This window comes from Nostoc sp. NMS2 (genome assembly GCF_017115105.1).
Lineage (GTDB): Bacteria > Cyanobacteriota > Cyanobacteriia > Cyanobacteriales > Nostocaceae > Nostoc.
This window is the reverse complement of record NZ_JABXKH010000180.1, coordinates 1-11,731: the sequence shown is the minus strand read 5'-3', so window position 1 is coordinate 11,731 and position 11,731 is coordinate 1. Positions and strand designations below refer to the sequence as shown.

The following is an 11,731-nucleotide window of genomic DNA, read 5'->3' as shown; positions in this document are numbered from 1 at the left end:
AATTGCCATATTCTTTACCCTGTAGCTCTTTCAGGCTATTTTGTCTCCCCCCAAGGGAGATTTTCTACCTAATCCTAACTATAAGCCTAAGCCCTAAGATAAGTAATTTCATTCTAAACCCGGTTTATAAAAATGTTTTATAATTTGACTTTAGAACAGGAAAAAATAATTGAAGCATACGAAAAAAAATGGCGTAATATTATATTATCTATCGAGGCAATTAATAAAAACGCAGCAGCAGAAGCTATAAACAAAGCTTATGCTAGTCTTGGATACATAAAACCTAATATTGTTTTCTGTAACAGCCCTTATGCTGCTTTTACAATAATTCTAGAACAAGGCTTGTGCAGACTAGAATATGGTGTTGAATACTGCTTGTTATTCAAAATTTGGGATTATATAAAACGTCAACTCGATGGAGAGATTATACGATTAATTTGTCAAAAAAATGAACAGTTAAAGCATCTTATTAATCAATATAAAAATCAACTTCTTAACCAAATTAGAAGGCAATTAAATGAGCAAGCAAATCAACAACAAAAAAAATATTAATACGTTCTAGCCTTTATATTCAGCCAGAATTGATAGCTAGTTATGGAAGTAAAATGGACTTTTGTATGTCGGTATTCAATTGTAATTATGATCCTATAGATTGGCAATTGTTAGAATTATTAGTACAAAATTGTGGATGGATTATTTCTTTAGAAAAACTAGTTAGTTCTGGTCATAATTCTACCAAGTTTGAAAAAATGGTAATTATTTGTGAAAGACCAATTAAATTGTCCTTTGATAATAAACATCGCCTCCACGCAAATAATTCAGAACCTGCCATTCAATTTGCTTATGGATATAGCCTATATTCTCAGCATGGTTTGACATTGACTGGGCAGTAGAATCGCAATACCCTGTAAATCTTGCTATTAAAAACTATAGAGATGCTTCACTTGAATTGGTTGGAGGAACCAGAGATTCAGTTAGCAAAGCATTAGAAAATTCAATCAAATAATTTTTTAGCTTTATCAATTTTCTGGGGAAAAAACTAATCTTTTTTAGGAAGAATAAAATGTAGACGCGTTCGCAGAGCGTTGCCGCTTTCCTTGCGATAAATCGCAAATCATCACTACTCTTCCCAGCCTACCAACACCCCATCAACAATCGCAATCCCCCATTGCGGAAACTTCACCAGCAGCTTCTTGATCATTATTACAAGTGCCGGATCATCATTCCAGCACGAGATCAAGAAGTCAAACCCCGGATTCTCCCCTGAATTTGCTGCTCGATTCAGTTTTTCCCTTCTTACAGGTCGCATATTCGACCTTGCAACAATCGCCTCATGTGACCACTTTTCAGGATCAGGGACAAGCGCGGCAGAACCTTCACCCTCATGATCTGCTTTCATTTCTACACCCGAAACCGAATTTTCAATCAACAACGAAGTAGAGGGGCGACTCGGTTCTATTTTCTGATCTGCGATCGCTGAAGTTGAAGATTTTTCATTTTGTGCGATGGACGCGGCAGAACAAGTACCTTCATAACAGTCTTTCGGCTCAACACCACAATCCTGGTTTTCAGCCAACAACAAAGCGGGATTACTCTGTGCATCATCCACAAGCGCCAGCGATGTACAGTCCGTTACCGCAGGTAACTCTTCCTCCAACTCTGACACGCCTTGAACAAACTGAGGCGACGCGACCCCCAAGGGAGCAATCGCCGCCTCACAAGAGTGCGGAATTTCGGTAAGCGTGTCAGAGATACACCTCACAATCTCTTTTGAAGAGCTTGTGAGGTGTTCCTGAACAGTTTGTGAGGTTTCCTGTAACCCTTGCTCTAGCTGACTTTGACCTAAAATAGATGCTTCGTACAAAGCACCTATTTCTTCAGAGCCAGCATCTATCTCTGAATCCCCAGCATTTGATTCTCGTTTTTCAGCATTTGGTTCTCGTTTTTCAGCATCTGGTTGCTGATTTTCAGCATTGGCTTTCTCCCAAAATTCCTTCATCCGGCTACCATGCAAATTCTGCACCATCCACTTCACTGTCTCCCGGCCATCCTGAATTGACTTGTCAGGTTTGAAAATGAACAACCCACTTTCGGAGAGAATTTTCTTTGCAGAGATAAAAGTACTGTACCCCAAAGCAGAAGTTAGCGGCATCCACCGGGAACCATAAGGGTCAGCCGTCCAACACTCCTGCCACAGTTGCGTAACTGAAGGCTTTTGCTGGGAAGCCCACAACATATCTTCGATGGGAATAATCACATGAAGCCGCTTGTACGGTGACTGTGGTTTGCTAGCAGCAGATTTTTTGGGTTTGGGTTTAGTAATAGTTGCAGTCATTTTACAATCTCCTGTTTATGTTGACGCACGGAAATTTCCCCCACTGTGATGCAGGACTTGGTACTTGTATTTTGTTGTCTAAAAAGTTATCAGTACATTGAAAGCCTATTGAGGCTGCCAGAATCGCAACTCATCTCGAAAGTATCTGTCAGTCTTTTTCGATTGCTCCTTCCAGTGATCCCAAGCCACTATCACCTCATCTCCTAATTCTTCTACCACCTCACCCCTCTCGACATACAAAGTACGGTATGGGTCAGCGTGAGCAACTATAGAACCGATGCCAATAGTGTCTGGTTGAGAGGATGCGTTCTGGAGAGCAGTGATTAAATCAGTCTCTTGGGTGGTCAATTCCGCCAAATAATCTGATTTAATCACCTCATACTCTTGGGCAACATTCAAAAACTCATGCCAAGTACATCCAGGTTTAGCTAACACTGCCTTAATCTCACTAACTGCCTGGGGAAGCATTTCTAGTTGTTCGGCACGGTAGGCGATCGCAGATGGTGTCGGCTCACTCCCCAGAATTATCGCCGCAGCCTCTAACGCTTGGGTATTGTTCATAGCGTTGGCGAGATTCTTCAAAGCCATACCCATTAAACGTAAGCATTCCTGGGCATTCTCTTTGGGCGGTTCTTGGGCTAGCGATCGCAGATCAATCGTTTTCTCCAGAGCTTGTTTAACTTGCTTGTTCAAGGCTTTAGTCGCTTGCTGGGTCATGGTATTTCCCCATTGTTGAACCGGATGTTGTTGTACGGCGTTTTCTAATTCCTGAATGCGCTGCTGGAGTTGTTGGTTTTCAATCTCCAACTGCCGTAGCGATTCCATTTCATTCAGCCGTTGCCGTAACTGAACGTTTTCCTCCCTTTGTTGCTTGTACAGGTTTTGCAGAGATTGGATTTGCTCTTGTACTTGGGCTTCAGCTTTAGCCCCTGCTTCTGCTTGTAGCCCAATCCTCAATTCCTGCTCTAGACGCTCTAACTCTTGCTGGTGTTGCTCTTTGATTTGGGCGATCGCTTCGGTATATTCTGCGGGGTAAGTGCGCTCTCTGGGGAATGGAACGCTTGGGGCATCTAAATCGGTGTTGTTGATCAACATCCTTTCGCCATCTGCAAAGGTGACAATCTGTTGCCAGTGATTCGGTGCATCTGCCTCAATCACTCCTGATTCCCCATAACGAGGGTGTGACTGTTTCACAACAGTCACAGAATTACACAATTGCGTTTTGACTTTTTCTTGTTTTGTGCTACTGGTTCTAGTGGGTGACGTATTTTTTGGAACGACCTTCTGTACTGCTTTGGCGAAGTCTGCGGCGGTGGGGAAGGGTTTTTCTTTGTTTGCGATTACAAACAAAGCATGATTTGTAAAAATTTGAAACGAGCTATTTGTCTTAATACATAAAATTGCTCATTTGTATAGCTAAAAACTCTATTATTAATATAATTTCACGTTACTGAATAGTAATCTCTACCACCAGATAGATAAAAATCTCTTAAGATGAAGCGAATTTTTTTTAAAATGCTATATATATCTTCTTTTTTATAAAGTTCTTGAAATTTCTTGTCTTATACATATTCAGATCAAAGTCGTTAAGGATTGTTACTAAAATATAAATATTGCATAAAAGCTGGAGGAAATCTCGAAATCTTGTTGTTGGACAAAGATCAAATAGCTCAATTGTCTGTTTTTAAAGAATGTAAAAATAGTTATGAAAACCTGTTAGGACAGAATTTTGTGACTGTTGTGATCCAATGGTTGGTTTTTGGCATTTTGTAACCATAAGTACCTAGATTTTCACAACACGATATTCAAGATTTTCCTGACATCTCTGATTGATGTCAGGTTGACGTAAATCATTGAACTTGTAAAAACAATGCACAAAACAAAATCTTCAAAGACTGACTCATCTAATTATTCCAATTCCTTAGCACTAAACTCATACCCTCAATTAGCGCATAGACCATTTGGTAGCGAAATCCAAAAAGCATCAGTTGCAGCTAAAACACCAACTGATACAGAGAATGAAGGCTTTGCAGAACAGATGGAAGCAACTGGACTTTCCATACAAGCCAAGTCTGGCACGATTACGTCCGAAGGACAGGAGCGCCTAACAGTTTTGCAAGCGAAGATGAACGGATTATTGAATTCTCGATTGGTACACGCAACTCGATTTGGTCATAATATTGCCAATATTCCACTGAGAAGACCACAGACATCAACTCCAATTCAGGCAAAGCTGACGATTGGAGAGCCTGGGGATAAGTATGAGCAAGAGGCTGATGAAACAGCACGTCAAGTAGTGCAACGGATTCATCAATCACAGGGCGAAAAAGTTCAGCGTGAGTCGTTGCCTGAAGAGGAAGAAGAACTGCAAATGAAACTGGAGGGCAGCATACAGCGAGAATCCTTGCCATTGTCAGAAGACGAACTGCAAATGAAGCCGATGTTACAGCGTGTAGCAGACGAAGGTATGGCTACATCACCGGATTTGGAAACATCAATACAACAGTCACGGGGGAGCGGACAACCACTGGCTGATAGTATCAAGTCACCGATGGAGCAAGCGTTTGGGGCTGATTTTAGTGGGGTGAAGGTTCACACGGATACTCGGGCAGACCAGTTGAATCAATCGATACAGGCGAAGGCGTTTACGACGGGGCAGGATGTGTTTTTTCGGCAGGGGGTATATCAGCCGGGGAGTCGAGATGGACAGGAGTTATTGGCACATGAACTGACCCATGTTGTGCAGCAAAGTCAAAAGAATCAAATGGGCATAAGGGCTGCGGAATCTCAAAGGATAATGCGAACGATCGACTACGATGGAACTAGGAAGCGCCTGTCATCCTTGTCTATCGACGGGCAACTTGTCACGATGAATTTTGCGACTGAGAAGAATGATGTTCAGGAGACAGTCAAAGATTTAGTGCTTAAAGCCAATCTACAACACACAAGCACGTTCTTTCATGGAAACGAGAGTGGTTTGCTCCCCAATTGTGAATGGGCGAATCGTAATTGTAGTCCCTATATCGAATTTAATGTGGCCAAAATATCAGGAATGACAAGGGTTGTGTACGATGTGAGAGCAGGGGGGAGTGTCTATATCTGCCCTCATTACAATGGCTACATCGCAGTGGATAACATAGATGCAGGAGCAAAGGGGCATCTTGAGCAAGTGGCGCTTGAAAATATTGGGTATCTGTTATTTGACTACCCAGATGCCGTACAAACCCAGCCCCAAACTGCGGAGGAAGCGATAAATACCCTCCATCGATTGCAGGAACAACAAAATAACTAAGTATGTATGAGTTACCATAAGTTGGTCAGAACTTAGGCATTGCCGTTACATTCTGGTCTAGCTACAATATGCGTACTCAATTCAATTGCAGGGAGTATATCAACTCTCAAAAGAAGCGTTCCACTAAATAAGCCGCATATTCCATACCATAAGGTACGCTCACCCCAGCAGTCATTTCATTAGCAAAGTAGGTGTTTTGACTACCTTGCAACATTTCCAATCGTTGATAAATACCATCCTTGAGGTCTTCGGCTGAAAAATGAGAGAACCACTTCCAAATTAGGGGTTGCCCCAAAGGTGTCACTTGAGTGCCTCCGAGCTTTTTGACACAATCGGCTACGTTGCTTTCCAACTCTTCAACAGTTGTCGTTTCATCCATGAATGGATAAAAATTGTAGATTTTACTGCCTGAATCAACCTCGTAGATAGCTAATGGATAACTAGTTGGTAAAGGCTGATTTAAAGTATTTCTGATTACGTAGAAAATGTTTGCAGGTAAACCCTCTACTTTACAGGTAATAACCGCTCTTTTAATTGTACGTACCCGAGAAAAAATATCTGCTTCTTCAGGGGAAGCATCAGCTACGCTAAGAAAGTCATCTACAGGAGCAGTCCAAATTAAACGCTCGAATTCCCATTGATTTGAGGCAGTTTTGACCAAAATAGTTTGACCGCGAGAAACACGCTCAATAGTTTGTCCTAGACACAAGTTATGAGTTGCTGCTAAACGATTCCATAATTCTTGATTCCCTTCTTGCAATTGAGGCATATTCAGAACCAATTTTTTCAGGAAATTGCAACGGTTCAATAATGCCAGTAGCCGAATCACATAAGCAGCAGAAGCTTCTTGTTCCAAATATCCAAATTGTGCCGCATTCGCAATCGGCATTAAAGCATCTCGAATAAAATCCAAACCCTGTTTGTTAAACCATTGAGGTGAGGATTCATTCATACCTCGATAAGCAGGATTGATATAGCCTGGATCTGAATACCGAGTATACTTGTCTAATTCTTGGAAGAATTTCCTCAACTGCCAGAGTCGGCTGAATAAAGAATATTTGGACTCCACTAAAAACGGGCTAGAAACTTTGCCAGTCCCTAAGTCAAATACTTGCACCCGTGGCATCACATGAACCGATGGAGAAATGCCATACCTTTTTCTATATTTTTTGTACAAGGGGCTAGGTAAGATCCAAACAGTTCCACCCTCGTAAATACCACGGGCTTGAAAACTGGGGTCTGCGTATCTAATTGAATATGTTTTCCCACCTACGCGATTTTTGGCATCAATGATGGTGGTATTTTTGTATCCAAGATCATGTAATTCTTCGGCAGCCGTTAAACCAGCGCATCCAGCACCAACGATACCAATACGGATTGAAGGTTCATAGGTTAAACGATTAATTCGCATCGTAATTGTTAGTAGGAATTTCAGTCCCATTTAATTGTACTAACTTTATGTTCATTTTAGTCGTACTCAAAGGCGATAGGCGTTCGCTGTGTTTGTCTCCATTGGCACAGCCTCCCGCTCTTAAGGAAAAGGCTTAAGCGAGAGCTTATCGTCCCAGGTATATTTTCCCAATAGGCATGGCGTGATGAATACCTGGAACTGCCAATGTTAGAGTCACCGGGGCAAAGGTGGTGGAATGGCGCAGCTTCCAAGTGAGGGTATGATGTACGCAATCGTCTCGTTACTGATGTGTTTTATTGCCTTTGGACAAGAATTTATCAAATTCACCAATGGTAAAGAAATACTGGTAAAGACGGCTTGGCATTGGGAGTGGGAACGAGTGCTGGAATACGCTAGCAGTTAAAATGCTTTACGCGAAGGAGTAGTGGCAGACATCGTTACCAATTTTAAAGTTAACAAAAATTAGAATGCAGAAATGCTCAAAGCTGAAAAACTTTGCCAGAGTAGAAATAAGGGTTTTGACATTTACCTATGTGCAATTAAATGACTCAAATATTTGAAGGTGCAACGAAACCAGACGATTATATCCGTGTTGCTCAACTTGCAGAAGTTCAGGCACAAGGCAGTTTGTTAGTCTACAAAGAAAAGCATACCATTGCTTTATTTTACTCAAACAATACAGTTTACGCAATTGATAACCGTTGTCCTCACATGGGCTTTCCCTTACAAGGAAGCACTTGCAAAGATGGTATTGTTACCTGTCCTTGGCATTATGCCCGGTTTGATCTTGCGAGTGGTGGAACGTTTGACTCGTGGGCAGATGATGTTCCTGGTTTTGCGGTAGAAATCCGTGATGGTGAAGTCTGGGTAAATTTAGCACGTAACCGCTCAATAATCCGGGGTAAATCGCTCAGTGACAAGGCTCAAATGACGTAAACTCGTTCCTGAACTGGTAGTTCGCCCCGATTTATTGAGCGGATACTTTAGCACCACTAGTTAACCCTCATGCTCACTACCGCCAACGTCTGCAAGACGGTTTAGAGCAGAATATTTCTTTAGTGATTGCCAAATCAACACTCGCACTGTTAGATATAGCGGTGAATCCGGTAGAACCATTTCTTATAGGGCTAGAATTTGGTACTCGTTATAACAAAGCAGGTTGGAGTACAGGTTTAACTATCCATACCTGCATGATGAATCTACTACCTTATCTAGATGTAGAAGACAAACCCCGTGCTTTATTCCACGGACTGTCGGCAGTAGCTAATGATAGTGCAGATGCCCCACCAGAGTTTGTCGTTCAGCCATTACCCAACTCTAAAGTAGATTTTGCAACTCTCAAAAACTGGTTTCGCCAATTTATTCAGGTACGGGATGCTGAAGCAGCACAAAGATGTTTAGTATCTGCGATTGGTTCAGGAGCTAATTCAAAGCAAATAGCAGATATGCTGTTCTGTGCTGCTACGGATCGTCGTTATCTTGATGTTGGGCATACGCTTGATTTTATCAATAAAGCATTAGAAGCACTTGATGCTATAGCTTGGCAAGCAGCAGAATCAATTCTGCCTAGTCTAGTTTCAGGTTTAGCCAATGCTTCCCGGATGGAAGAATCCAATTCCTGGCGCTACCCTGTAGATTTGGTGGCAATATTAGAGTCGGCTTTTGAGCAATTACCGACTGTATTAAGTGTGGGAAAATCTCGACAAGGAAGTTGGTCACAAGCAGATGAACTAGTACCAATTTTATTAGGTGAAGACCCACAAGCGATCGCAGACTCGCTGTTGAATGCACTGTCAACAGGTTGTACTGAAGAACAATTAGCTGGTGTAGTTGCTTATACAGCAGCATTACGAGTAGCTCGTTTCCACACTAATAATGACTTTGGAGATTGGAATTCAGCCCACCATCCATTTACGTTTGCAAATGCCGTACATCAAGCTTTACGAAGAGTACCAACAGTCGAATTACTAAGAGGTGTGTTTGATGCGGCGATGAGTGTGTATTTAAATCGTTTTTTGAATGTCCCAGCAGCACGTCTGCCAGCACCTCAAGACATCGTGCAAAATCCCGAACAATTACTCCAACAGCTACCAGATTTATTAAACCGTCATCAGCAAGTAAACCAGACAGGGCAATTAGTAGCAAATTATTTATATCATGGTGGTAATCCTGAAAGACTCATGGCGATGCTGGGGAAAATGATGCTTAGAGAAAACCGTGATTTTCATGTAATTCAAGAAATAGAAGCCGCTTTTCGTCAGTATTCTCTATTAGGTGACACTCCTGCTAGGATTCATGTATTAGTTGCTGCTGCTCGGTATTTAGCAGCCCATTCTCCCACTATGCGATCTCTTGGACAAACCTATCAAATCGCTTATCGGTTACATAAAGGCGATCGCCTATTCGAGGAATCTTGACAAGCTTTCCCTCAAAGCTCCCGGATGTAGGGTGAGTGGTTGCTATGAAGGGCAACCGCGCTACTCATACCAATCAACCAGCACTCCATCAACAATCGCAACACCCCACTGCTGAAACTTCGCCAGCAACTTCTTGACCACAATCTGCAAAGCCGGATCATCATTCCAACACTCCTGCAAGAAGTCAAACCCCGGATTCTCCCCCGAATTCGCCGCTCGATTGAGTTTTTCCCTTCTTACAGGTCGCACATTCGACCTTGCAATTATAGCCTCATGCGACCATTTTTCAGTGACGAGCGCGGCGGAAGCTTCACCCTCATCAACTGGTTTGACTTCTACACTCGAAACCGAGTTTTCAATCAACAACGAAGTGGGATTCCCCTGTTCTACAAGCTCTGGTGTTTGATAAGCGATCGCAGAATTTAAAGATTTTTCATTTTGAGCGACGGGCGCGGCGGAACAAGCACCTTCATGAAGGACTGTTGAGCTTACCAAATGGCTTGATAGAATTTGATCATCTAGAAATTGCTGATTATTTGGGAGGTGTATTAAGCGTGTGGTTTTGGTCACAAGACTCAGTTGAATACGAGATATTCAAGCAATATGAACGAGCTTTGGTTGCCATTGGGGTAAACTTTTCGCTCGAAGAAGTTCAAATATCTCTAGAAGGTTGCACATACGGATTAGAGGATGCTTTAAGAAGCACGATTGACTATGTGCTGTGGCTACAAAAGAATGAAAAGCAATTTTTTCCGAACGCGATTTTAATTAGTGCAGTGCGTGAGCAATGGAAGCCAAAAGCATGGCGTGATGAGTACCTGGAACTGCCACTGTTACAATCGGCAGGACAAAGATGGTGGAATGCCGCAGTTTCTCAGTGGGGGTATGATGTGCGTAATCGGCTGGTTGCTGATGTGTTTTACGACAATGGGCAAGAATTCATCCAATTCACCAACGGCAAGGAAATGTTGGTAGAGACTGCTTGGCGTTGGGAGTGGGAACGAGTGCTGGAGTATGCCAGTAGTTGAAGGGCGATCGCGTTACTCATTTCAGTCAACCAATTCCCCACTATGGGAACTTACTCAACAGTTTTTTAATTACAATCTGCAAGGGCGGATTATTATTCCAGTACTCTGAAAAATACTATTAACCTTGGTTTTCTCTTAAAACTATTTCACAATTTTAAGTTCTTTCAGAGAAAATATTATGTATAAATACGGTACTTTCTATATTAAATTTAATTTATGCTAAATAAGCAATAGTTTTTGTATTCAAAATTTATAAATATAATTCTTTAGCACTAACTATGAAAGAATTTGGGTTAACTAAGTTTGGGAAGAAATTAAATAACCTCCAATTGTACTCATAATAGCTAAATTTATCCAACAGTATTTTACTTTTTAATCCTATGGGATGGAATTATGATGGCAGGGGCAACCCATCACCAGCTACGAAAGCAAGACAAAGTGCAGCCCGGCGAGCGGCTCGTGAATGTGCAAAAGCTCGGCGTAATCTTGAAAGATACCAGCGACAAAGAGAAGCAGAACAACGGCATAAACAACGCCAGTCTGCTCTCACTATGAGAGAGCTAGCAAAAGAGTCAAAATTACGAGCGAAAATGCAAGAATTAGAACTTGCTAAATATGAAGTGCAAGTTTATGAGAACCGTATAGATTGTCTTCTGTCAGTTCATAAAGAATGCGGTGAAGAGTGGGATTGGAGTCTGATTCGCAATTCTCAACCACCAATTAAACCTGAAAAATTAAATACACATGAAATTGCTGCTCAACTTAAATTATCTCAATTTAAGCCTACGCTTTGTGACAAATTATTTAGACGTGTTAAAACTAAGCAAGCTACCTTAGTAAAAGGTGTAGATGAAGGTAGAAAAACAGATATATTAAATTATAATACTGCAATTTCAGAATATAAGGAAGATTATGAAAATTGGCAAAATCTAGTTGAGTTATCAAAACAGATCATTACCGGAGATATTGAAGCTTATATAGATGTGATTGATATGGAAAAACCATTTGATGACATCTGTGAGTTAGGTTCTATGATTGAATTTGACCTCGTTAATAATTTAACCTTGGGCGTTACGGTTTATGTAAATAGTGAAACAGCTATTCCTTCTGAAATCAAAACTTTAACAAAAGCAGGTAAACTCTCCAGGGTTAGCGCGTCTCAAAGCCTATTGACAAGAGGACTTGCCTGATCAGCAATCTTTGTTGGAAACAAAGTGACACCATCCGAGGTAGGGTAAGATTTAATTC

General features: G+C 41.5%; 13 protein-coding genes. 9 read left to right on the top strand and 4 right to left on the bottom strand.

Translation table 11 applies throughout. From position 1 onward, the window contains the following. The first annotated feature begins 144 nt into the window (after positions 1-144). Both HWQ36_RS33905 and HWQ36_RS33900 read left to right on the top strand, forming a co-directional pair. Positions 145-552, top strand: coding sequence for a hypothetical protein (locus HWQ36_RS33905; RefSeq protein WP_292711459.1), 408 nt, complete (start codon positions 145-147; stop codon positions 550-552). 65 nt (positions 553-617) lie between these two features. Continuing rightward, positions 618-893: a DUF6745 domain-containing protein gene (locus HWQ36_RS33900; RefSeq protein ID WP_292711456.1), complete on the top strand. Its 276-nt coding sequence runs from the start codon at positions 618-620 to the stop codon at positions 891-893. A gap of 227 nt (positions 894-1,120) precedes the next feature. Here HWQ36_RS33900 and HWQ36_RS33895 read toward each other — a convergent pair whose 3' ends face one another. Beyond that, on the bottom strand, positions 1,121-2,335 hold the full coding sequence (locus tag HWQ36_RS33895; protein ID WP_292711453.1) for a hypothetical protein: 1,215 nt from the start codon (positions 2,333-2,335) through the stop codon (positions 1,121-1,123). 105 nt (positions 2,336-2,440) lie between these two features. Then, on the bottom strand, positions 2,441-3,685 hold the full coding sequence (locus tag HWQ36_RS33890; RefSeq protein ID WP_292711449.1) for a hypothetical protein: 1,245 nt from the start codon (positions 3,683-3,685) through the stop codon (positions 2,441-2,443). A gap of 520 nt (positions 3,686-4,205) precedes the next feature. Here HWQ36_RS33890 and HWQ36_RS33885 point away from each other — a divergent pair. Continuing rightward, positions 4,206-5,627 carry a DUF4157 domain-containing protein gene (locus HWQ36_RS33885; RefSeq protein WP_292711446.1) on the top strand — a complete coding sequence of 474 codons (1,422 nt, stop codon included), beginning with the start codon at positions 4,206-4,208 and terminating at the stop codon, positions 5,625-5,627. Between the two features lie 106 nt (positions 5,628-5,733). Here the strand turns inward: HWQ36_RS33885 and HWQ36_RS33880 are convergent, their stop codons facing one another. Beyond that, the gene (locus HWQ36_RS33880; protein ID WP_292711443.1) at positions 5,734-7,038 is read right to left on the bottom strand and encodes an FAD-dependent oxidoreductase; all 1,305 of its coding nucleotides are present in this window, start codon (positions 7,036-7,038) and stop codon (positions 5,734-5,736) included. Between the two features lie 235 nt (positions 7,039-7,273). On the opposite strand from HWQ36_RS33880, the gene HWQ36_RS33875 reads away from it, so the two are divergent. From HWQ36_RS33875 to HWQ36_RS33865, 3 genes are all read left to right on the top strand, one after another. Further along, positions 7,274-7,441, top strand: a complete 168-nt coding sequence (locus tag HWQ36_RS33875; RefSeq protein ID WP_366830186.1) for a hypothetical protein — start codon at positions 7,274-7,276, stop codon at positions 7,439-7,441. A 140-nt stretch (positions 7,442-7,581) separates the two neighbouring features. Continuing rightward, positions 7,582-7,974: a Rieske (2Fe-2S) protein gene (locus HWQ36_RS33870; protein WP_292711440.1), complete on the top strand. Its 393-nt coding sequence runs from the start codon at positions 7,582-7,584 to the stop codon at positions 7,972-7,974. Between the two features lie 122 nt (positions 7,975-8,096). After that, positions 8,097-9,455, top strand: coding sequence for a Rieske (2Fe-2S) protein (locus tag HWQ36_RS33865; RefSeq protein WP_292711437.1), 1,359 nt, complete (start codon positions 8,097-8,099; stop codon positions 9,453-9,455). 60 nt (positions 9,456-9,515) lie between these two features. Here HWQ36_RS33865 and HWQ36_RS33860 read toward each other — a convergent pair whose 3' ends face one another. Then, positions 9,516-10,025 (bottom strand): hypothetical protein, encoded by a 510-nt coding sequence (locus tag HWQ36_RS33860; RefSeq protein ID WP_292711434.1) that lies wholly within the window; start codon positions 10,023-10,025, stop codon positions 9,516-9,518. Here HWQ36_RS33860 and HWQ36_RS33855 point away from each other — a divergent pair. The 3 genes from HWQ36_RS33855 (at position 10,010) to HWQ36_RS33845 (ending at position 11,673) form a co-directional block, all read left to right on the top strand. Beyond that, positions 10,010-10,483: a hypothetical protein gene (locus tag HWQ36_RS33855; protein ID WP_292711431.1), complete on the top strand. Its 474-nt coding sequence runs from the start codon at positions 10,010-10,012 to the stop codon at positions 10,481-10,483. The two genes, HWQ36_RS33860 and HWQ36_RS33855, sit on opposite strands and share 16 nt — an antisense overlap. After that, the gene (locus HWQ36_RS33850) at positions 10,470-10,592 is read left to right on the top strand and encodes a hypothetical protein (protein WP_292711428.1); all 123 of its coding nucleotides are present in this window, start codon (positions 10,470-10,472) and stop codon (positions 10,590-10,592) included. The genes HWQ36_RS33855 and HWQ36_RS33850 overlap by 14 nt, the downstream gene beginning before the upstream one ends. 271 nt (positions 10,593-10,863) lie before the next feature. Then, the gene (locus tag HWQ36_RS33845) at positions 10,864-11,673 is read left to right on the top strand and encodes a hypothetical protein (protein ID WP_292711425.1); all 810 of its coding nucleotides are present in this window, start codon (positions 10,864-10,866) and stop codon (positions 11,671-11,673) included. The last annotated feature ends 58 nt before the right edge of the window (positions 11,674-11,731 follow it).